Origin of the sequence: Amycolatopsis sp. CA-161197, from assembly GCF_050942255.1 — a bacterium.
Lineage (GTDB): Bacteria > Actinomycetota > Actinomycetes > Mycobacteriales > Pseudonocardiaceae > Amycolatopsis.
The window spans coordinates 6,121,377-6,140,437 of sequence record NZ_CP192059.1 but is presented as its reverse complement, the minus strand read 5'-3'; the positions used below and the strand labels follow the sequence as shown (position 1 = coordinate 6,140,437).

Annotated in this window: 23 protein-coding genes; 15 read left to right on the top strand and 8 right to left on the bottom strand. The window is 72.8% G+C overall.

Annotated features, from left to right (window positions below):
• Positions 1–27 precede the first annotated feature (27 nt).
• Positions 28–1,206 (top strand): LLM class flavin-dependent oxidoreductase, encoded by a 1,179-nt coding sequence (locus tag ACQPXB_RS28730; RefSeq protein ID WP_366583641.1) that lies wholly within the window; start codon positions 28–30, stop codon positions 1,204–1,206.
• A gap of 142 nt (positions 1,207–1,348) precedes the next feature.
• The gene (locus tag ACQPXB_RS28725) at positions 1,349–2,197 is read left to right on the top strand and encodes a helix-turn-helix domain-containing protein (RefSeq protein WP_386954620.1); all 849 of its coding nucleotides are present in this window, start codon (positions 1,349–1,351) and stop codon (positions 2,195–2,197) included.
• A gap of 3 nt (positions 2,198–2,200) precedes the next feature.
• Here the strand turns inward: ACQPXB_RS28725 and ACQPXB_RS28720 are convergent, their stop codons facing one another.
• Positions 2,201–3,664, bottom strand: coding sequence for an amidase (locus ACQPXB_RS28720; RefSeq protein ID WP_432845104.1), 1,464 nt, complete (start codon positions 3,662–3,664; stop codon positions 2,201–2,203).
• A 215-nt stretch (positions 3,665–3,879) separates the two neighbouring features.
• Here ACQPXB_RS28720 and ACQPXB_RS28715 point away from each other — a divergent pair, with 215 nt between their 5' ends.
• The 3 genes from ACQPXB_RS28715 to ACQPXB_RS28705 are packed head-to-tail and all read left to right on the top strand — an operon-like array spanning position 3,880 to position 5,467.
• Positions 3,880–4,380, top strand: coding sequence for a methylated-DNA--[protein]-cysteine S-methyltransferase (locus ACQPXB_RS28715; protein ID WP_432845103.1), 501 nt, complete (start codon positions 3,880–3,882; stop codon positions 4,378–4,380).
• Positions 4,377–4,871, top strand: coding sequence for an RNA polymerase sigma factor (locus tag ACQPXB_RS28710; RefSeq protein WP_366583688.1), 495 nt, complete (start codon positions 4,377–4,379; stop codon positions 4,869–4,871). Before ACQPXB_RS28715 ends, ACQPXB_RS28710 begins: the two co-directional genes overlap by 4 nt.
• A complete protein-coding gene (locus ACQPXB_RS28705) occupies positions 4,868–5,467 on the top strand; it encodes a methylated-DNA--[protein]-cysteine S-methyltransferase (protein ID WP_366583645.1) in 600 nt (199 codons plus the stop codon). The genes ACQPXB_RS28710 and ACQPXB_RS28705 overlap by 4 nt, the downstream gene beginning before the upstream one ends.
• A 10-nt stretch (positions 5,468–5,477) precedes the next feature.
• Here the strand turns inward: ACQPXB_RS28705 and ACQPXB_RS28700 are convergent, their stop codons facing one another.
• Positions 5,478–5,660, bottom strand: a complete 183-nt coding sequence (locus ACQPXB_RS28700) for a hypothetical protein (protein WP_432845102.1) — start codon at positions 5,658–5,660, stop codon at positions 5,478–5,480.
• A gap of 431 nt (positions 5,661–6,091) precedes the next feature.
• On the opposite strand from ACQPXB_RS28700, the gene ACQPXB_RS28695 reads away from it, so the two are divergent.
• Both ACQPXB_RS28695 and ACQPXB_RS28690 read left to right on the top strand, forming a co-directional pair.
• On the top strand, positions 6,092–6,460 hold the full coding sequence (locus tag ACQPXB_RS28695) for a hypothetical protein (RefSeq protein WP_432845101.1): 369 nt from the start codon (positions 6,092–6,094) through the stop codon (positions 6,458–6,460).
• A gap of 124 nt (positions 6,461–6,584) precedes the next feature.
• Positions 6,585–6,890, top strand: a complete 306-nt coding sequence (locus ACQPXB_RS28690) for a hypothetical protein (RefSeq protein ID WP_432845100.1) — start codon at positions 6,585–6,587, stop codon at positions 6,888–6,890.
• 6 nt (positions 6,891–6,896) lie between these two features.
• Here the strand turns inward: ACQPXB_RS28690 and ACQPXB_RS28685 are convergent, their stop codons facing one another.
• Positions 6,897–7,289, bottom strand: a complete 393-nt coding sequence (locus ACQPXB_RS28685) for a hypothetical protein (RefSeq protein WP_386954630.1) — start codon at positions 7,287–7,289, stop codon at positions 6,897–6,899.
• Positions 7,290–7,395: 106 nt separating this feature from the next.
• Between ACQPXB_RS28685 and ACQPXB_RS28680 the strand changes: the two genes are divergently transcribed.
• A complete protein-coding gene (locus ACQPXB_RS28680) occupies positions 7,396–8,046 on the top strand; it encodes a response regulator (RefSeq protein ID WP_432856825.1) in 651 nt (216 codons plus the stop codon).
• Between the two features lie 231 nt (positions 8,047–8,277).
• Here the strand turns inward: ACQPXB_RS28680 and ACQPXB_RS28675 are convergent, their stop codons facing one another.
• Positions 8,278–9,123, bottom strand: a complete 846-nt coding sequence (locus ACQPXB_RS28675; protein WP_432845099.1) for a hypothetical protein — start codon at positions 9,121–9,123, stop codon at positions 8,278–8,280.
• Between the two features lie 137 nt (positions 9,124–9,260).
• On the opposite strand from ACQPXB_RS28675, the gene ACQPXB_RS28670 reads away from it, so the two are divergent.
• From ACQPXB_RS28670 to ACQPXB_RS28650, 5 genes are all read left to right on the top strand, one after another.
• Complete coding sequence (locus ACQPXB_RS28670) at positions 9,261–10,826, top strand: GAF domain-containing sensor histidine kinase (RefSeq protein WP_432845098.1); 1,566 nt, start codon at positions 9,261–9,263, stop codon at positions 10,824–10,826.
• Between the two features lie 265 nt (positions 10,827–11,091).
• Complete coding sequence (locus tag ACQPXB_RS28665) at positions 11,092–12,618, top strand: DUF4389 domain-containing protein (protein WP_432845097.1); 1,527 nt, start codon at positions 11,092–11,094, stop codon at positions 12,616–12,618.
• A 26-nt stretch (positions 12,619–12,644) separates the two neighbouring features.
• A complete protein-coding gene (locus ACQPXB_RS28660; protein WP_366583653.1) occupies positions 12,645–13,214 on the top strand; it encodes an Rv1733c family protein in 570 nt (189 codons plus the stop codon).
• A 76-nt stretch (positions 13,215–13,290) separates the two neighbouring features.
• Complete coding sequence (locus ACQPXB_RS28655; RefSeq protein ID WP_366583654.1) at positions 13,291–13,575, top strand: hypothetical protein; 285 nt, start codon at positions 13,291–13,293, stop codon at positions 13,573–13,575.
• Positions 13,576–13,788: 213 nt separating this feature from the next.
• Positions 13,789–14,478: a GAF and ANTAR domain-containing protein gene (locus ACQPXB_RS28650; protein ID WP_432845096.1), complete on the top strand. Its 690-nt coding sequence runs from the start codon at positions 13,789–13,791 to the stop codon at positions 14,476–14,478.
• Here ACQPXB_RS28650 and ACQPXB_RS28645 read toward each other — a convergent pair whose 3' ends face one another.
• Both ACQPXB_RS28645 and ACQPXB_RS28640 read right to left on the bottom strand, forming a co-directional pair.
• Positions 14,479–14,697 carry a hypothetical protein gene (locus ACQPXB_RS28645; RefSeq protein ID WP_366583656.1) on the bottom strand — a complete coding sequence of 73 codons (219 nt, stop codon included), beginning with the start codon at positions 14,695–14,697 and terminating at the stop codon, positions 14,479–14,481. It lies immediately after the preceding gene.
• A 186-nt stretch (positions 14,698–14,883) separates the two neighbouring features.
• Positions 14,884–15,501 carry a TetR/AcrR family transcriptional regulator gene (locus tag ACQPXB_RS28640; RefSeq protein WP_366583657.1) on the bottom strand — a complete coding sequence of 206 codons (618 nt, stop codon included), beginning with the start codon at positions 15,499–15,501 and terminating at the stop codon, positions 14,884–14,886.
• A 92-nt stretch (positions 15,502–15,593) separates the two neighbouring features.
• Here ACQPXB_RS28640 and ACQPXB_RS28635 point away from each other — a divergent pair, with 92 nt between their 5' ends.
• Positions 15,594–16,433 carry an SDR family NAD(P)-dependent oxidoreductase gene (locus ACQPXB_RS28635; protein ID WP_432845095.1) on the top strand — a complete coding sequence of 280 codons (840 nt, stop codon included), beginning with the start codon at positions 15,594–15,596 and terminating at the stop codon, positions 16,431–16,433.
• Positions 16,434–16,436: 3 nt separating this feature from the next.
• On the opposite strand, the gene ACQPXB_RS28630 is transcribed toward ACQPXB_RS28635, so the two are convergent.
• The gene (locus tag ACQPXB_RS28630) at positions 16,437–17,003 is read right to left on the bottom strand and encodes a TetR/AcrR family transcriptional regulator (protein WP_432845094.1); all 567 of its coding nucleotides are present in this window, start codon (positions 17,001–17,003) and stop codon (positions 16,437–16,439) included.
• Positions 17,004–17,098: 95 nt separating this feature from the next.
• Between ACQPXB_RS28630 and ACQPXB_RS28625 the strand changes: the two genes are divergently transcribed.
• Entirely contained in the window at positions 17,099–18,052 is a 954-nt protein-coding gene (locus tag ACQPXB_RS28625; RefSeq protein WP_432845093.1) for an SDR family NAD(P)-dependent oxidoreductase, read from the top strand.
• Positions 18,053–18,099: 47 nt separating this feature from the next.
• Here the strand turns inward: ACQPXB_RS28625 and ACQPXB_RS28620 are convergent, their stop codons facing one another.
• The gene (locus ACQPXB_RS28620) at positions 18,100–18,936 is read right to left on the bottom strand and encodes an alpha/beta fold hydrolase (protein WP_366583661.1); all 837 of its coding nucleotides are present in this window, start codon (positions 18,934–18,936) and stop codon (positions 18,100–18,102) included.
• Positions 18,937–19,061: the final 125 nt, after the last annotated feature.

Sequence of the window (19,061 nt, the reverse complement as noted above, 5' to 3'; positions counted from 1 at the left end):
ACCCCCATTCCGCGAAGGAGACCCCCCATGACGATGACCGCCAACGAACGGCTCGGCCTCGCCCCGACGGACCCGCGCCCGGCCGACGAGACCCGGCCGCTGGTGGACCGGGCCGAGACGAACCCGCTGTTCGGCGACCAGAAGATGAAGCTGGGCCTGTTCGGCACCAACTGCTCTTACGGGCTGATCATGAGCCACGCCCCGAGCACCTACAAGATCACCTGGGAGCACACGCGCGAGATCGCCCAGCGCGCCGACGGTCTCGGCTTCGACGTGCTGGTGCCCGTCGCGCGCTGGAAGGGCTTCGGCGGCTCGACGAACTTCAACGGCAACTGCTTCGAGACCTACGCCTGGGCCGCCGGCCTGGCCGAGGCGACGGAGCGGATCGCCATCGCGTCGACCTCGCACCTGCCGACCGTGCACCCGATCGTCGCGGCGAAGGCCGCCACCACGATCGACCACATCTCGGGCGGGCGGTTCGCGCTCAACCTGGTGATGGGCTGGGTGCCGCCGGAGATGGAGATGTTCGGCGGCGAGCAGCGCCAGCACGACGAGCGCTACGCGTTCGGCCAGGAGTGGATCGACTACGCCGTCCGGCTGTGGACGGAGCCCGGCTCGTTCGACGTCGCCTCGAAGTACTTCCAGGGCAACGACGTCGAGGCCTACCCGAAGCCGCACCAGGCCCCGCGCCCGGCTCTGCTCAACGCGGGCAACTCGCCCGCGGGCATCGAGTTCTCCGCGCGCAACGTCGACATCAACTTCGCCTCGCTCGACACGCTGGAGAACATCAAGGCCTACACCGCGAAGGTCAAGGCCAAGGCCCGCGACGACTACCAGCGCGACATCAAGGTGATGACCTACGGGCTCGTCGTCTGCCGCGACACCGAGGAGGAGGCCAAGCGGGCCTTCCAGCAGGTCGTCGACGAGGGCGACTGGGGTGCCGCGGGCAACGTCATCAAGATCGCCGGGTCGGGCGCGAGCCAGTCGTTCGACCACGCGGTGAAGGAGATGCAGGAGCGCTTCATCGCCGGCTGGGGCGGCTACCCGATCGTGGGAACCCCGGAGCAGGTCACCGAGGAGCTCGGCGCACTCAACGAGGCCGGGATGGAAGGCATGATCTTCGGCCTCATCGACTACAACGAGGAGCTGAAGTACTTCGGCGACAACGTGATGCCGCTGCTGAAGCAGGCCGGCCTGCGTCACTGAAGTCCGGGGTCGCAGGGCGGGTGTCCTGCGGCCGGACGTGCGGCTCCGGGCGGGTGGCGGACCCGTCCGGAGCCGAACGCCTTCCTGTGCTTGCGAAAAGCGGCGGTAGGATCACCGGCCGCGATTTGCGAGGATGGGTGGTGTGAACAGCCCGGACGAGCTGGCGTCGACGCTGCGGGGCTGGCGGGAACGGCTGGTACCCGGCCGGGCCGGCCTGCCGGTGCACGGGCCGAGACGGGCGCGCGGGCTGCGGCGCGAGGAGCTGGCCGTGCTGGCCGGGCTCTCGGTCGACCACGTCGTTCGCCTGGAACAGGGCCGCGCGCCGGCTCCCGGGGTGCAGGTGTGCGTCGCGCTCGCGCGGGCGTTGCACCTGTCCGACGCCGAGCAGGAACGGCTGTTCCGGCTCGCCGGCCACGAGCTGGGCGGCGGCCGCGTGGGACGGCTGGTCCCCGAAAGCACGCGGCGGCTGCTGGAACGCCTCGACGACCACCCGATCGCCGTGCACGACGCGATGTGGACGCTCATCGCGTGGAACCGGCCCTGGGTCGCGCTGCTGGGCGAGCCCGCCGCGCGCGACGACGAGCGCAACGCCGTGTGGCGCCACTTCACCGGCTGTCCCACGCGCACGGTGCTGACCGCGGCCGAACGCGAGGACTACGAGACCGCGCTGGTCGCCGACCTGCGCCTGGCGCAGTCGCGCTACCCGCGTGACCCCGACCTGTCGGCCCTGGTCGGCCGGGTCGGCTCCGCGAGCGAGGGGTTCCGCACCCGGTGGGACGCCCCGGGCGTCGACGGCCTCGCCCGCCAGCCGACGTGCCTGACCGTGGTCCACCCCGACGTCGGGCGCCTCGACCTCGACCGCGACGTGCTCGCCAGCCGCCACGGTGACCTGCGCATCGTCGTCTGCACGGCGCGTCCCGGCACGGAGTCCGCCGCACGGCTGGCGTTGCTCGGCGCGCTCGAGTTCGAGTCGATGGCCCCGCCGGGTTAGCGGCTACCCGCGTTCGAGGTCCGGTGCGGTGAACCCGCCCATCTCGCGCTCCAGCAGCTCGGCCAGGCGCAGGGGCGTGCGGTCCTCGAACATCGGCCCCACGAGCTGGACCCCGACCGGCAGGCCCGCGTCGTCGAGGCCGGTGGGGACGACCGTGGCCGGCAGGCCCGGCAGGGTGGCGAGGCCGGCCCACACCAGCTGGTCGCCGTAGGGGTGCTCGGCGCCGTCGACGAGGACGTGCCGCAGCTGCTGGTGCGGTGAGTGGTCGTGGGGGAACGCGGGGGTCGGCGAGACGGGGCAGAGCACCACGTCGTACTCGGCGAAGACCGCGCGCCAGGCGTGCCGCTGCCGTTCGCGGGCCAGGTCGGCCGCGAACCAGTCGCGGTAGCTCAGCCGGGTGCCGCGCACGCGGGCGGCGTGGAGGCTGTCGTCGTCCGGCGCGAGGTCCGCCAGCAGCCGGCCGAACCGCTCGTAGACCTCGGCGGGGAAGTTCGTGCCGAAGGTGGCGAACAGCAGCCGCAGGTACAGCCGCGCCGACTCGGTCAGGTCGGGCAGCAGCGCGCTGCCGTGGTCGACGCGGGCGCCGGCCGCCGTGAGCGTGGCGGCCACGCGGGCGAGGCCGGCACGCACGCTCGCCGACGTCGGCATGTCCGGGTGGTCTTCGAGCACGAGCACGCGGAACTCCGCCAGGCGCTCGTGGCGGGCCGGCGGCAGGCGCAGCTCGTAGGCGACCCCGAGCGTGAGCGGATCCGGCTCGGCGAGCAGGTCGAGCAGCACGCCCAGGTCGGCCGCGCTGCGCGCCATCGGGCCGATCACCGCCAGGTCCACCTCGGTCGGCAGCGCGGGGGCCGGCGGCGGTGTGTGACCCCGCGACGGCAGCAGCCGGTACGACGGTTTGTGCGCGTAGACCCCGCAGAAGTGCGCGGGCGTGCGCAGCGAGCCGCCGATGTCCGAACCCATCGACAGCGCGCCGAACCCCGCGGCCAGCGCGGCCGCCGAGCCGCCGGACGAACCACCGGGGGTGCGGGCGAGGTCGAACGGGTTGGCGGTGGTGCCGTAGATGTCGTTGTAGGTCTGCAGATCGCCGAGGGCGAGCGGCACGTTGGTCTTGCCCAGCAGCACCGCGCCGGCCGCCTTGAGCCGGGCGACGGGCAGCGCGTCCTGCGTCGGGACGAAGCCCGCGAACGGCGGGAGACCCCACGTGGTCGGCAGCCCGGCCGCGTTGAACGACTCCTTGACCGTGATCGGCACGCCGAGCAGCGGACCGTCCTCACCGCGGGCGCGCGCCGCGTCGGCCGCGCGGGCGGCGTCGAGTGCGCGGCCGAAATCGGGCACGCAGATCGCGTTGACGGCTCCGTCGTACTTCCCGATGCGCTCGATCGCGGACTCGGCCAGCTCGACGGCCGTCACCTCGCCGGCCCGCAGAGCCGCGGCGAGCTGCCCGGCCGACAGCAGGTTCGGGTCCATGCGTTCCTCCCACGACAGCGTTCCACGGCTTACGACGGCGTACCGACGGCTTGCGACGGCGTACCGACGGCGACGTTAGCGGCTCGTCCGGCCGGTCGTCCCGGACTTCGCCGGACTATCGTGGCGCGGCGGGGAAACCGCTCGCCTCGCGGATCTCACGTTTCGGCGCGCCCGCGCGTCTACCCGGGGAGAGGCGAGAAGAAGGGAACGGGGACATGAGCGTTCGGCACACGGTCACGGCGTCGCCGGTCGGCGACCTCACGCTGGTCGCGGACGGCACGGCGCTCGTCGGGCTCTACTTCGAGGGCCACAAGCGCGAACCGCGGCTGGCGAGCCTGGGGCCGCGCTCGGACGAGGGCTTCGGCGAGGCGATCCGGCAGCTGGGGGAGTACTTCGCGGGCGAACGCCGGGAGTTCGACCTCGAGCTGGCGCCACGCGGGTCCGGCTTCGAGCGCAAGGTGTGGGACTTGCTCACGAAGATCCCGTACGGCGAGAAGCGCACGTACGGCGAGCTCGCCGCCGAGCTGGGCGACCCCGGCGCCGCGCAGGCGGTCGGCAACGCGAACGGCTGGAACCCGATCAGCATCGTCGTGCCGTGCCACCGCGTGGTCGGCGCGAGCGGCGGCCTGACGGGGTACGCGGGTGGCGTGGACCGCAAGCGGTTCCTGCTGAGCCTGGAGGAGCCGCCCGCCGAAGACGACGGCAGGCTGTTCTGAGCGCGCGCCCGTTCGACGAGGTCGTCACCGCCCACGGGCCCATGGTGCTGCGGGTCTGCCGGGCGGTGGTGGGCCCGCACGACGCCGAAGACGCGTGGTCCGAGACGTTCCTGGCCGCGCTCAAGGCCTATCCCGAACTGCCGGGCGACGCGAACGTGGCGGCGTGGCTGGTCACCATCGCGCATCGCAAGGCCGTGGACATCACCCGCGCCCGCGCGCGGCACGCCGTGCCCGTGGAGCGGACCCCCGACGAGCCGAGCCGCACCGGCCGGCCGGAGGACTGGGACGGTGATCTGTGGGACGCGCTGGCCGCGTTGCCGGACAAGCAGCGGGCGGCCGTTGCCTACCACTACCTCGGCGGGTTCCCGTACGAGGACGTCGCCGCCATCACGGGCGGCACCGCGGCCGCCGCCCGCCGCGCGGCCGCCGACGGGGTGAAGGCCCTGCGCGCGGCGTCGCGCCGAGGCGAACTGGAAGGAGCAGCGCCATGACCACCGATCTGTTCGCCGCGCTGCCGGCAGACGACGAAGCCGCGCAGGACCGCCTGCGCGCCCGGCTGCTCGCCGCTGCCGAACGCGACGGTCTGCTCGACGTCGCGTACCGCACGGTCGACTCGCCGGTCGGCCCGCTGCTGCTGGCCGCGACCGGTGCCGGGCTCGTGCGGGTCGCGTTCTCCGTGGAGGACCACGGTTCCGTGCTCGCCGAGCTGGCCGCGGCGATCAGCCCGCGGGTGCTCGCCGCGCCGGCCCGTCTGGACACAGTGTCGCGTGAGCTCGACGAGTACTTCACCGGACGGCGCGAGACGTTCGACGTCGCCGTGGATCTGCGGCTGGCCAAGGGTTTCCGCCGCGAGGTGCTGCAGCGGCTCGGCGAGATCCCGTACGGCAGCACGCGAAGCTACGCCGAAGTCGCGGCCGCGGCCGGCAGTCCCAAGGCGGTGCGCGCCGTCGGGACGGCATGCGCGCGCAATCCGGTGCCGCTCGTCGTGCCGTGCCACCGGGTGGTGCGTTCCGACGGCAGTTCCGGGCGGTACCGCGGTGGCGAGGAAGCAAAACTCGCGTTGCTGGCCCTGGAAACGGCTTCCTGACACGGATTCGTCAGTGGTGGTCCTCGTCGAGGCCGTCGGCGGCGTCGAGGCCGAGGATCGCGAGCAGCAGCGCGCAGTCGTCGACGTCCTCGGCCGCCGAGGCGACCAGGCGGACCACGTGGCGGCGCTGGTCGTCGGGGAGCTCGTGGGCGCTGTGCAGGTCGGCGACGGACAGCACCGTCGTGCGCTTCACGGCTGCCCGCCCGGGATGACGGCGCCGGCGCCTCGGGCACAGGAGTATGGCGCACAGAGGTATGGAGCACAGGGGCGTGGGGCAGGGGCGCGTGACAACAGAGGCGCGTGGGCAGAGGCGGTCATCGGGCCCTCCGTTCTTTCGGCCGCGCGGGCCGCCGCCGGGGGCCGGGGCGGGGACCCTTCAGCATATCCCGTTCCGGGCTTGCCCGGTGGGGTGACGGGCAGCGGGAAAACGCTTCCTCGGGGGGCTCCGAAGCGGTTCCGGTCCACTGTGGATCTTCGATTCGGACACGGACTGTGCTCGGCCGCTTGCCGGAACCACCCGGGTGGCCGAACGACCACCGGCCTGCACGCGCCTACTCTGTGAGCTTCTTGCCCAGGACCCCGGCGACCGGCGATGGCTTGCACGCGGGAGCGGGGTGACCGGCGGTGTTGGGGGACGACAGTCCGCGCGATCCGTCCATCGAGGGCGGCGATGTGAAGACCGGGAACACTTTTCACGACTGGCCGCTGCGCCACGGCGGCGGGTATCCACCGGGCTGGCAAGTGCGGTATCGGTGCCGGGTGCGCCGTGCCGCAAGGGATTCCGCGGAACCTTCGTGGCAGGAGAAGACGGGCACGATCGTCGGCCGCGGCCTGCGCGACGAGCACACCAGCACCACCTGGGTCCCGGTGCGGCCGCGCGGAACCGCCGCCGACACCCCGGTCAGCCTGGTGCGGGCCACGGACATCCTCGACGCCCGTCCGCCTTCCGGGGGCGCGAACCTGGCCGGCGAAACGCCTTGGCCACCCTGGTGATCTACTGAGGACGGTGCGACTGTTCGGGTGAAAAACCCGGAAACCGCACATCATGGGGTAGATTCGCCGACGAGGCCCCGGACCCGCCTTCGCAGGCCGGGGGGCCAGTGAAGGGTGGAGGCGGATGACCAACGGAATCGAGACGGAAACCGGGCCGTTCGCGGTGGGGCGCAAGTTCGCCTACCTGGCGCGGGAAGACGACGGGGTGACGGTGCGGACCGGGGTGGTCGCGGGCGAATGCGTCGACACGGCGGCGGTTTCGCACGTGCCGATCGTGGACGCCGAAACCGCGGATCCGGGGTCCAGCAAGCTGGTTCCGGTCACGGACGTCACCGACGCGGCGCCGGGTCGCAACAGCCATTCGGCAGGGAACCGGCCGCGTTCGTTGCCGTGGCGGGTTTTTCACGTCGGGCGCCATCGGCGCGCCTGAGCGGGTTCAGCGTGCGGCGCCGGACCGGATGACGGTCGCCGGGCCGGGCGGGGAAGAGTCCACGGAGTCGTCGGGGGTTTCGTGGGCGACTCCCGCCCGGTCGAGGACGGTGGCCACACCGGGGTTTCCGGCGCGCACGCGGAACCGGTCGCCGGCGAGCGCGGCCGCGGACTCCGGGCTGAGTGCGGTGCACGCCGTCAGGTCGACCATCACGGCGGCGGCTCGCAGCGTCACGGCTTCGGCGAGGTGCGCGGCGAGCACCGCGTCTCCCGCGGGGCCGAGCGCACCGGAGACCTCGACGGTCACGAGCCCGGCGCTCACGAGCGTGCGCACCCGCGAAACCCCGGGCAGCGCAAGGACTTGCGGTACATCGACCTTCGGCTGGTTCTCCACGGACATCCCGCGCCCCTCTTCGGAAACCCGCGGTGGCCGGGGGCTGGGGTCCACGTGTCCGGCCAGTCTAGCCGGCCGGGCGGCGTAACCTCGGTCCGTGGCCGGAGCGCGGATGATCACCGTCTTCCTCGTCGACGACCACGAGCTGGTGCGCCGCGGCGTGGCCGAGCTCGTGGGGGACGAGGACGACCTCACGGTGGCGGGTCAGGCCGCCTCCGTCGCCGAGGCGCTGGCCCGGATCCCCGCCGTGCGCCCGGATGTCGCGGTGCTCGACGTCCGGCTCCCCGACGGCGACGGCGTCCGGCTGTGCCGAGACCTGCGCGATTCGCTGCCCGGCCTGCGCTGCCTGATGCTCACGTCCTTCACCGACGAGCGCTCGATGGTCGACGCCGTCCTGGCCGGCGCCGACGGCTACGTCATCAAGGACATCAAGGGACTTCAGCTCGTCGACGCGATCCGGCGCGTCGCGGCCGGCCACAGCCTGCTCGACGAGCGCGCGGTCGCGGCCCTGATGGCGAAACTGCGCGAAAGCACCCGCGGCCCCGGTCCGCTCGCCGCGCTGACCGACCAGGAACGCGTGCTCCTGGACCTCATCGGCGAAGGGCTGACCAACCGGCAGATCGCCGAACGGATGTTCCTGGCGGAGAAAACGGTGAAGAACTACGTTTCCCGCCTGCTCGCCAAACTCGGCGTGGAACGTCGCACCCAGGCGGCTGTTCTCGTCACCGCGCTCCACGACGAGGAACGCCGCGCCGGCGGTTGATCGCGGCCGGGGAGAACGAGCGTTCTCCATCGGCTGACGCGATGACACCGGAGGTGGCTTGGCGTGTCAGCGAAAATCGGGGCCGCGGTCCGTCCGCGCTGAATCGCACCGCCACGCACGCGGTCACCCGGTTGGGTTAAAAGTGTTGTGCAGCCGGGCAGGTACGGCCGACGTTCAGAGAACGAGCGTTCTCCTTGTGGTGACGGCACGTTCGGCGCTCGACCGGGGTGATCACGGCCAGCCGCGGGAGAACGGCCGTTCGTCGCTCGCGACGACGGCGTCGAGGTCGGTGTGGGGCCGCAACGGGACGGGCGCGCCGTGGCCGAGGCGCAGCAGGGCCTGGGGCCACATACCGCCGCCGAGCAGGCGGCGCAGGTCGCGGCGGCGGGCCGGCGTGAGGGTGTCGGACCAGTGCGCGGCCGACAACCCGGTCGCGGCCGCCGTGAGCAGGACGCGTTGCACCGCCTGGCCGGCCTGCAGCTGGGCGAGCGGGGTGTCGTGCAGCGAGCCGACGGCGACCAGCAACCGTCCGGGTGCCGCCGCGAAGTCGGTTCCGTCTGTGCCATCGGTGCTGTCGGGAAACATGATTTCGCACAGCCGCGGCAGTTGCGCGTCGCCGATCGTGGCGAGCCAGGCGCGTTCGAGCTCGGCCGCCTTGCGGAGCTCGCGCTGCACCACCGGCGGCACCAGGGCCGCGCTGAAGGGGCTGCAGTTGCCGCGCCGCAACCGGATCGCCTTGACGAGGCTGCGGTCGACCGGCGTCACCGGCTCGAGCCCGCGCGGGCGCACGACGGCGAGGAGGTCGGGCCGCGTGGCGGCGGGCAGCAGGCGCACGTCGGGGTGACAGCCCTGGGCCTTCACCGCGAGCCGGAGGTTCATCAGGGCCGCGCCGCAGTCGAGCAGCTGCCCGCGGCGGCCGCCCGCGGCCGGGCCCGCGTAGAGCTCGATGGACGCCGGTGTGCACAGGAACCGCCACGGGCGCGTGTCGTGCAGGGGCGGCGGGGTCGTCGCGGCGAGCAGTACGGACCGGACCTGGCGCGCGCTCAGCCGCCCGACGGGTATGACTCCGGCCTTCATGGTCACCTCCGCACCCCGGTCCCCCACGCTGCCTCCGCGCGCCGGGCCGGGCCTAGTGCCGAACGTCCCGCGTGCCGGGTCCAAGGTCGCCGTTCACGGGTGACCCCGGGCCCGATCCGCTGTGCCACAGTGACGGGATGCCGGACGTCGACCGGGTTCCCGCGACCGCTCCGGCCGGGGAACGCGACCGGCTGGACGCGCTGCTCGCGGCCGTCGTCGGCCTGTCCTCCGGACTGGAGCTGGACGGCACGCTGCGCCGGATCGTCGCCACCGCCGCGGATCTCGTCGACGCCCGTTACGGCGCGCTCGCGGTGCTCGACGCCGACGGCGCCACCACCGGCTTCGTCGTCACCGAGTTCGACCACCTCGACCGCGCGCGGACTCCGCCGACCGGCCGCAGATCCCTTCGCGTGGCCCTGCGAGCGCGCGGCGCGCTGCTGGGGCGCCTTTACCTCACCGGAAAACGCAGCGGCACCGGGTTCACCGACGACGACGAGCAGGCCCTCGCCGCACTCGCCGCCGCGGCGGGTATCGCCGTGGACAACGCGCTCCTCTATGAGCAAGCCCGCAGCCGTCAGCGTTGGCTCGAAGCCACCGGCGAAATCTCCGCCGCCCTCCTCGGCGGCACCGAGATCAGCGAGGTCCTGCGCCTGATCGCGAGCCGCACCGCCGGTCTCACCGGTTCCGTCGACGCGCTGATCGCAGTGCCCGCGAGCGAGGACGCGCTCGTCGTCACCGTCTGCGCGGGCCCGGACTCGGACGTCCTCACCGGCCGCCGGATCCCCGTCGCCGGGTCGACGTCCGGGGCGGTGCTGCGCGACCACGTGCCGCGCAGCGTGTCCGGGCTCGCCGTGGACCTCGCCGACGGCCCGCGCGTCGACCTCGGTCCCGCGCTCGTGGTGCTGCTGCGCTCGGGTGAGTCGATCGCCGGTGTCCTGCTCGCCGTGCGCGCTCCCGGCGCGGCCCGGTTCGACGAGCAGGAGCTGCAGATCGTGTCCGCGTTCGCCGACCAGGCCGCGCTCGCGCTGCGCGACGCCGGGAACCAGGCCGCCCGCCGCGAGCTCGACGTGGTGGTCGACCGCGACCGGATCGCGCGCGACCTCCACGACCACGTGGTGCAGCGGCTGTTCGCGGTCGGGCTCCAGATGCGGGACACGGCGCGCCGCGCGGGAACGCCGGCCGTCGCGACGCGGCTGGGGCGGCACATCGACCAGCTGCAGGAGGTCATCGAGGAGATCCGCAGCGCGATCTTCGAGCTGCACGCGGCCCCGGGACGCCGCGGCGGCCTGCGCGCGAGCCTCCAGCACGCCGTCACCGAAGCGACGGGCGGCTCGGCGATCCGGACCACCGTGCGGCTGTCCGGTCCGCTCGACCGGGTGCCGCCGATCCTCGCCGAACACGCCGAAGCCGTGGTTCGCGAAGCCGTGAGCAACGTGCTGCGCCACGCCCGCGCCGGCGAACTGGCTCTCACGGTGACGCTCGGCGAGCACCTCGTGATCGAGGTCTCCGACACCGGAGTGGGTCTTCCGGCAGGGATGGCGCGCTCCTCGAGGCTGCACAACGGCTTGCGCAACCTCGAGGAGCGCGCGACCGACTCCGGTGGCACGTTTGTCGTGGAGAGCCCGCCCTCGGGCGGCACCCGTCTCGTGTGGACGGTCCCGGTGAGCCCGGCTCGCGCGGAGGTCTCCGGAGGGTCACGGTGAACCGGCCGCGGGCCGCGGCCCTGGTGGGTGCGGTCACGGCGTGCAACACTCGAACCCTGTCCTTCCCTTCGGGCGCTGCCCGGCGCCGGCTTCGGACCTCGGTGCGGTGGGACTCCACCACCGAGCGCCCGGGAAGTTCCCCACGGGTCGCGCCCGCGGTGCGATACCCGCCCGCCTCCGGCGGTTTTCGCGAACAGGTGTCCACTTCGGACCGAAGCGGACACCCGCGGCCTCGCCGGTGGCCGAGGTGAAGGAGGTGCGAGACGTGAACACCGACTACCCGGTCCACGTCGAGGCGCGGCTGGACGAACCGTTGTCCCGCTGGCTCTGGCTCGTGAAGTGGCTGCTGGCGCTCCCGCACTACCTCGTCCTGACGGTCTTGTGGATCGCCTACCCGTTCGTGGGCATCGCGGCGTTCTTCGCGATCCTCGTGACCGGCCGCTACCCGCGTTCGCTGTTCGAGTTCACCGTGGGCGTGCTGCGGTGGAGCTTCCGCGTGCAGTACTACGCCTACGCCGCGCTCGGCACCGACCGGTACCCGCCGTTCACGTTCGGCGACGTGCCCGAGTACCCGGCGCGGCTGCGGGTCGAGTACCCGCAACGGCTCTCGCGCGGTCTCGTGCTCGTGAAGTGGTGGCTGCTGGCGCTGCCGCAGCTCATCATCGTGGGACTGTTCGTCGGCGGCGGCACGTGGCTGTTCACGCGGTCGGGCCGCTACGACTTCACCTGGGCGGCGGGCGGTCTCGTCGGCATCCTGGTGCTGATCGCGGCGGTCATCCTGCTGTTCACCGGAAAGTACCCGCGCCCGCTGTACGACTTCATCGTCGGCCTCGACCGCTGGGTGCTGCGGGTGGCCGCGTACGTGTCGCTGCTGACCGACCGGTACCCGCCGTTCCGGCTCGACCTGGGCGGCAGCGAACCAGGCGGGCCGGCGCCTTCGCCGGAACCGCTGACCCAGCCGCCGCCCGGTTCCGCGACCGAGCCGGGGACCGAGGCCGGTGCGGCACCGTTCGCCCCGCCACCGGCACCACCGGCGAGCGGTCCCGGGCCGGCGGCCACGGGCTGGACGGGCGGCCGGATCGCCGCCGCGATCTGCGGCGCCGTGCTCGTGCTGTTCTCCACCGGCCTCCTTTCCAGCGGCAGCGCGCTGATGTGGGCCGACCGCAACCAGCGGGACGCCGACGGCTACTTCTCCGGCTCGGCCCCGTTCAACGCTTCGGGGTACGCGCTCGCGAGCAACCCCGTGCAGCTGCACGGCCTGGGCACCGGTGGCCCGGACCTCGCCGCGATCGTCGGCGACACCCGGATCCGCGCCACCGCGGTCGACACCACCCAGGGCGTCTTCATCGGCATCGCGCCGGCCGCGAGCGCGGCGCGGTACCTCGCCGGCGTCGAGCACACGACGGTGACCGACTTCGGCGACCGCGGCTCGGTCGGCGTCGACACCCCGGGCGGCGCGGCCACGATCCCGCCCGAGCAGGCGGGAATCTGGGCCGGCCAGGCCTCAGGGCCCGGCACGCAGTCCGTGGCGTGGCCCGTGCGCGACGGGGACTGGACCGTCGTGGTGATGAACTCCGACGGGTCCCGCGGCGTCGCCGTCGACGCGGAGGCCGGTGCGACCGTGCCGGCGATCGGTTGGCTGTCGGTGCTGCTGGTCGTGGTCGGTGTGGTGTTCCTGGCCGGGGGAGTGGCGTGCATCTGGCTCGCGGCCCGCGGCGCTTCGGCGCACCGGGCGCGCACGCCCGTACCGGTGAGCGGAGGGGGTCCCGACGACGGGAGGCGAGCACCGTGACCGGTTCGGCCGACTGGTGCAGGCGGATGTGGCACGCCCTGGTCCCGCGCGGCGGCGTGGTGGTCCGGTCGTCCGACCGGTTCCAGGCGGTGGTGCTGGCCGTCTTCGTGGTGCTCGCGTTGCTGGCGGTGCCGTTCGCCGGCGTCGTCGGGTCGGAAACCGCCGCGCAGCGCGGAAACCAGGCCACCGAGGAAGCGGCGAGCCGCCACCGCGTCGACGCGACGCTGCTCGTCGACGGGCCGCCGCAGCAGGCCGTCGGCCCCGACGGCGTGCCGGGTGGGCCGCAGCCGCGCGACGCCCGGTGGCGGTTGCCGGACGGGGGTTTCCGCGTCGCACAGGTCGACGCGGACCCGTTGACCAAGGCCGGCGACACGGTCGTGGTGTGGCTCGACCGGGCCGGCGACCCGGTGCCGCCGCCCCTCGACCCGCGCACGGCCTCGGTCGAGGGCGCGATGACGGGGTTCGGGACGTGGGCTGGGTTCTGCGCGCTGCTGAGCCTGCTCTACGGCGCGCTCGCCCTCGGGCTCGACCGCATGCGGATCCGGCGCTGGCAGCACGAGTGGACGGTGGAGCTGGACCGCAAGACGAGGTCCTGACCGGCCGGAGCCGGGGCAGGACAGGAAAAACGACTGGAGAAACGACCGGAGAAAGGCGGGATGACGGATGCTCACCATGACCCGATCGGCGATCGCGGCGATCGACCGGATCACCGAGGCCCACCACGTCGGACGGCGCGGCGGCTGCCGCCTCGTCCTCGACGGGCCGCCCCGGGCGGGAGCGGCGGTCGAGGTGGAGGTGGCGACCTGCCCTGGATTGGGCGACGACGTCGTCGCGATCGACGACACGCAGCTGTTCCTCTCTCGCGAGGCCAGGGTGGGACTCGCGGAGAAGGTCCTCGACGCGCGCGAGGACCTGGAGGGCCACTACACGTTCCTGATCGCCAACGCCCGCGGGTGACACCGGCGGGACCGGATGGGGGATCGGCACATCGGCCGCCCGGCTGAACCTTTCTGCGGCCGAAGTAACGGACAGGCGGGGAACGTCGACGCGCGGGGGCCGGAGTTGGACGTGGCGTGGGAAGGAGGACCAGTATGAACACCACGGGCGAAAACGGGGAGGGTTGCTGTGGTGGGCGATCGAGAGCTACTGATCATCCGGGCGTGTGTGTCGATGGCCGACACATTGGTCGACGATTACGACGTCGCAGACTTGCTGCACGTCTTGGCGCAGCGCTGTGTTGAGCTGTTCGAAGTGGGGGCCGCAGGGCTGACGCTCGCCGACGAGCGGGGGAGCCTCCGCGCGCTGGCGTCCTCGGAACAGGATGGGCTGCGGGAGCTGGTCAAGCTCGGCGTCGACGAGGGACCGGGCGTGGAATGCTTCCGATCCGGCACGGCAGTGCACGCGGCGTCGATCGGTGCGTACACGCAGCGGTGGCCGCGGTTCGCCGCGGCGGCGCAGCGGGCGGGGTTCGCCTCGGTGCACGCGCTGCCGCTGCGGCTGCGCGGGCTGACGATCGGCGCGCTGAACCTGTTCGGCCGCGCGAGCGTGCCGCCCGAGGACCTCGAGCTGGCGCAGGGCCTCGCGGACACCGCCACGATCGGAATCCTGCAGGAACGCGCCATCCGCCGCGGCGAGGTGCGGTCGGACCAGCTGCAGTCGGCGCTGACGAGCCGGGTGGTCATCGAACAGGCGAAGGGGGTGTTGTCGGTCAGCGGGCACCTGTCGATGGCGGACGCGTTCGCGGTGCTGCGCCGGTATTCGCGCAGCCACAACGCGCGGCTCGGCGAAGTCGCCCGCTCGCTGGCCGAACGCGAACTCGACCCGGCCGTGGTGCTGACACGGGCGTACGGCAAGAACTGATCACGGGTTTCCCAGCTCCGGGGAAGCGCTCTCTCCGGCGGGTCGCGGCAGCCCGGACCCGACTGTCCCTTGTGGACTCTCCGGGCTCCGCACCCGGACCCGGTCGATCATCCTTTGTGCCTCGGCTTCGGTGAACCGGCCCTGGCGCACGTAGCCGACGATGGCGGCCACGGTGCTCAGGTGCGGTTCGGCGATGCCCGTCAAGTCCACGGAATCCACGGCGGCCCCTCACTCCGCTGGCTCACCGCCGGGGGCCGGGGCGGCACTTCGCACCCTACGCGCTCTCTGCGCCGTTGTGCGGGGCGCGGACACACCTTCCGTGGCAACGATTTCAGCGGTCTCCGCCCGCGGCACGGCGGCGCTGTCAGGAAAAATCCGCGCCGACGTGGGCGGAACCGGTACGGGTCAAGCGTTGCCGGCGGGGGCGACGGCGGCCATCGCCCGGTCGAGGCACGCGGCGAACGTCTCGATCGCGCCTCCGGCGAGCCACGCGTGCTGCGCGGCGAGCAGGCACGAGAACGCGGCGCCGGCGACGGCGGGCAGCGCCGGGTCGGCCGGGTCGCACCGCGTGCCGCGGGTTTCGGCGCGCTCGCGCAGCACGGTCTCGGCCGCGGCCGCCATGCGGTGCAGCTTCTCGAGGTAGCTCGCGAGTAGCGCGGGTGTCGCGAAGACGATGCGCTGCATGGGTTCGGCGACCTCGTGCTTGCCGGGCGCGTCGACGTAGGGCACCAGCAAGTCGAACACCCGGCGCAGCGAGGTCCACGCCGGTTCGTCGAGCGGGCGCTCGCGCAGCCGTTCGACCATCGTCTCGGCCAGCACCTCGAACTTGCCGACGATCAGGTCTTCCTTGGTGGGGAAGTAGCGGAACAGGCTGCGCCGTGACAGCCCCGCGGCCTCGGCGACGTCGTCCATCGTCGTGCGCTCGTAGCCGTGCTCGACGAACAACCGCTGCGCGGCCTCGGTGATGTCCTGCTGCACGGCCCGGCGGGTCCGTTCGCGCAGGCCGGGGCGGTGGTCGGTCACCGGCCCACCCTAGCAGCGCCGGGCGGAGTTGGCACTGAGTGCCAAGAGTGGCGTACAGTGCCGATCAAGCAAGCTCGAGAGCGAGGAGCGTCATGTCCGAACCGAAGACGATCGTGATCACCGGTGCCAGCGACGGCATCGGTGCGGCCGCGGCCCGCCGCCTCCACGCCGAGGGCCACCGGGTCGTGGTCGCCGGGCGCTCGCCCGCCAAGACCGAGGCTGTTGCGAAGGAGCTCGGGGTCGAGCACCACGTCGCCGACTTCGCGCGCTTCGCCGAGGTGCGCGACCTGGCCGCCGCGCTCGACGCGGCCCACCCGCGCATCGACGTCCTCGTGAACAACGCCGGCGGCATCTTCGGCGACCGCGCCAAGACCGAGGACGGCTTCGAGAAGACCCTGCAGGTCAACCACCTGTCGCCGTTCCTGCTCACGACGCTGCTGATGGACAAGCTGCTGGCGTCGCGCGCCTCGGTGATCCAGACGTCGAGCTCGGGCGCCCGGCTGTTCGGCGACCTGCGGCTCGACGACCTCGACCACGACGCCGCGTTCACCCCGCACAAGGCCTACGGCACCGCGAAGCTGGAGAACATCCTGTTCACCCGCGAGCTCCACACCCGGTTCCACGCGCGGGGCCTGTCCGCGGCCGCGTTCCACCCCGGCGCCGTCGCCACGGCCTTCGCGACCGAGAGCTCCAGTTTCTTCCGGCTGGTCTACAACAACCCGCTCGGCCGGATGGCCATGGTCAGCCCGGAGAAGGGCGCGCGCCAGCTGGTCTGGCTGGCGACCAGCGAGCCCGGTGCCGAATGGGAGTCCGGCGCGTACTACGAGCGTGGCAAAGTCGCGCGGCGCGTGAACCCGCAGGCCACTGACGACGACCTCGCCCGCCGGCTGTGGGACCGCTCGGCCGAGCTGGTCGGGGTGAAGACGGTCTGAGGCTCAATGGGGCCGGAGCCCGGCCACGACCAGGTCCAGCAGCCGTGACGCCAGCTCGCGCTGGTCCTCGTGGCCCGCGATGAGGGTGACGCCGCCGATCGCCATCATCACGTCGTCGGCCGGGACGTCGGCGCGCAGCGTCCCGGCTTCGGCCGCGGCGGCCAGCATGCGGCCGATCGCCGCGCGCAGCAGGTCGCGGCTGTGCGTGCGCAGGCCTTCGCGTGCGGCCAGGATGCCGGGCAGGGCTTCGGCCATCCCGTTCTTGGTGAGCGTGTAGTCCACGAACCGCTCCGCCCACGCGCGCAGGGCGGCGTCGGCCGGCAGCTCGGTGAGCAGGTCCGCGGCGGATCCGGCCAGGCGTTCGGTCTCGCTGCGATAGGTCGCCTCCACCAGGTCTTCCCGGGCCGGGAACCGCCGGTACAGCGTGGCGATGCCGACGCCGGCTTCCTTCGCGATGGCCTTGAGCGAGGTGTCCGCCCCCTGGCGGGAGAACGCGCGCGCCGCGGCCTCGAGGATGCGGTCCTGGTTCTCCTGCGCGTCGGCCCGCAGCGACCGTCCGGTGTTCGTCACGCCACTCCTCTTTGCTAAGTGGACCCGCATCCGCTTATAGTCGTAAGTGGAACCGGCTCCACATACGAGACTAGCGGAGCAGAGAGGACAGCACCATGACCCAGCGAGTGACCACGCCCTTCGGCGCGACGTCCACGGCGGCCGAGGTGGTCGCCGGGGTCGACCTGAGCGGCCGGCGCGCCGTGGTGACGGGGGCGGCGTCGGGGATCGGCGAGGAGACGGCCCGCGCGCTCGCGTCGGCCGGGGCGGAGGTGACGCTGGCCGTGCGCGATCCGGCGGCGGGGGCGCGGGTGGCGCGGGAGATCGCGGCGAGCACGGGCAACTCCGCCGTGCTCGTGGCCACGCTCGACCTGGCCGACCCGGCCTCGGTCGGCGCGTTCGTGGCGGCCTGGTCAGGGCCGCTGCACATCCTGGTGGCCAACGCCGGCGTGATGGCGACGCCCGAGCGGCGGACGGCGCAGGGCTGGGAGCTGCAGTTCGCCACCAACCACCTCGGTCACTTCCACCTGGCGACCGGCCTGCACGGCGCGCTCGCCGCGGCGGGAGACGCCCGCGTGGTCGTGGTCAGCTCGGTGGGACACGTCAACGGCGAGGTGCTCTTCGACGACGTCTCCTTCACCCGCACGCCGTACGACCCGTGGGCGGCCTACAGCCAGTCGAAGACGGCCAACATCCTCTTCGCCGTCGAGGCGGCCCGGTTGTGGGCCGCCGACGGGATCACGGTGAACGCGCTCAACCCGGGCCGCATCTGGTCCACGAACCTCGGCCGGCACAGGGAGAACCCGCCGTCGGCCTTCGACCCCTCCGGCGCGACCGGCGTTTCGGTGAAGGACATCCCGCAGGGCGCCGCGACTTCGGTGCTGCTCGCCGCGTCGCCGCTCGTGGCGGGCGTGAGCGGGAAGTACTTCGAAGACTGCCAGGAGGCCGAACCGTTCACCGAGGGTGTGCGACGCGGCGTCGCGGGCTTCGCGCTCGACCCGGCGAAGGCGCGGCGGCTGTGGGCGCTTTCGGAGGAACTGCTCGCCGAGGCGGGGCATCCGGTCGTGTGACCGGCACGCCGGTGTGGTGCCGGAACGCACCACACCGGCGCGGGCCGTCACTCGCGCAGGAAGGTGAGCAGCTCGGCGTTGAAGGTGGCGGCGTGGGTGACGTTGAGGCCGTGCGGGGCGTCCTCGACGAGCACGAGCCGGCTGCCGGGGATGGCGTCGGCGGTCCGCTTCCCGCTGAACTCGAAGGGCACGATCGCGTCCGAGTCGCCGTGGATGACCAGCGTCGGGATGGTGAAGGCCTTCAGGTCGTCGCGGAAGTCGGTCTTGGTGAACGCGGTGGTGCAGTCCAGCGTGCCCTTCGGGGAGGCGAACGCGGCGATCACCGTGTTGTAGGCGTGCACCGACGGGCTGACCAGGTCGGTGCGGCCCTTGACGGAGAAGAAGTTCGTGACGAACCCTTCGACGAACGCGGGGCGGTCGGCGCGGATCCCGTCGTGGAAGCCCGTGAGCGCGGCTTCGTCGAGACCGCCTTCGGGGTTGCCGTCCTCCTTGTACAGGTACGGCGGCACGGCCGCGGCGAACACGGCCTTGGCGACCCGGCTGGTGCCGTAGCGGCCGACGTAGCGCGCGACCTCGCCGCCGCCCATCGAGAAGCCGACGAGCGTGACGCCGGTGAGGTCGAGGGCCGCGAGGAGCTTGTCGAGGTCGTCGGCGAAGGTGTCGTAGTCGTAGCCGTCCCACGGCTGCGACGACTGCCCGAACCCGCGGCGGTCGTAGGTGATCACGCGGTAGCCGTCTTCGACGAGCGCCGGAACCTGGCCCTCCCACGACCGGCTCGACAGGGGCCAGCCGTGGATCAGCACGACCGGGCGGCCCGCGCCGTGGTCTTCGTAGTAGAGCTCGATCGGCGCGCCGTTTTCTTCCCCGACTGTCACCTTGGGCATGAGCTGTCCTCTCGTGCGCGAAACGGAGTGGGTGCGGAGCCTCGGGTCGTGGCGTCGTTGCCGGCACCGGTGCTGCCGAGGTGAACGCTAGTCGGGTGCGGTGGTGTGGCGGCAGTACCGCGACC

What these genes read in the sequence shown, in the direction of transcription:
- ACQPXB_RS28730 (WP_366583641.1), top strand. Translation starts at nt 28, where the DNA reads ATGACGATGACCGCCAACGAACGGCTCGGCCTCGCCCCGACGGACCCG.
- ACQPXB_RS28720 (WP_432845104.1), bottom strand. Translation starts at nt 3,664, where the DNA reads ATGGACCCGAACCTGCTGTCGGCCGGGCAGCTCGCCGCGGCTCTGCGG.
- ACQPXB_RS28715 (WP_432845103.1), top strand. Translation starts at nt 3,880, where the DNA reads ATGAGCGTTCGGCACACGGTCACGGCGTCGCCGGTCGGCGACCTCACG.
- ACQPXB_RS28705 (WP_366583645.1), top strand. Translation starts at nt 4,868, where the DNA reads ATGACCACCGATCTGTTCGCCGCGCTGCCGGCAGACGACGAAGCCGCG.
- ACQPXB_RS28690 (WP_432845100.1), top strand. Translation starts at nt 6,585, where the DNA reads ATGACCAACGGAATCGAGACGGAAACCGGGCCGTTCGCGGTGGGGCGC.
- ACQPXB_RS28685 (WP_386954630.1), bottom strand. Translation starts at nt 7,289, where the DNA reads ATGTCCGTGGAGAACCAGCCGAAGGTCGATGTACCGCAAGTCCTTGCG.
- ACQPXB_RS28680 (WP_432856825.1), top strand. Translation starts at nt 7,396, where the DNA reads ATGATCACCGTCTTCCTCGTCGACGACCACGAGCTGGTGCGCCGCGGC.
- ACQPXB_RS28675 (WP_432845099.1), bottom strand. Translation starts at nt 9,123, where the DNA reads ATGAAGGCCGGAGTCATACCCGTCGGGCGGCTGAGCGCGCGCCAGGTC.
- ACQPXB_RS28670 (WP_432845098.1), top strand. Translation starts at nt 9,261, where the DNA reads ATGCCGGACGTCGACCGGGTTCCCGCGACCGCTCCGGCCGGGGAACGC.
- ACQPXB_RS28660 (WP_366583653.1), top strand. Translation starts at nt 12,645, where the DNA reads ATGTGGCACGCCCTGGTCCCGCGCGGCGGCGTGGTGGTCCGGTCGTCC.
- ACQPXB_RS28655 (WP_366583654.1), top strand. Translation starts at nt 13,291, where the DNA reads ATGACCCGATCGGCGATCGCGGCGATCGACCGGATCACCGAGGCCCAC.
- ACQPXB_RS28650 (WP_432845096.1), top strand. Translation starts at nt 13,789, where the DNA reads ATGGCCGACACATTGGTCGACGATTACGACGTCGCAGACTTGCTGCAC.
- ACQPXB_RS28635 (WP_432845095.1), top strand. Translation starts at nt 15,594, where the DNA reads ATGTCCGAACCGAAGACGATCGTGATCACCGGTGCCAGCGACGGCATC.
- ACQPXB_RS28625 (WP_432845093.1), top strand. Translation starts at nt 17,099, where the DNA reads ATGACCCAGCGAGTGACCACGCCCTTCGGCGCGACGTCCACGGCGGCC.
- ACQPXB_RS28620 (WP_366583661.1), bottom strand. Translation starts at nt 18,936, where the DNA reads ATGCCCAAGGTGACAGTCGGGGAAGAAAACGGCGCGCCGATCGAGCTC.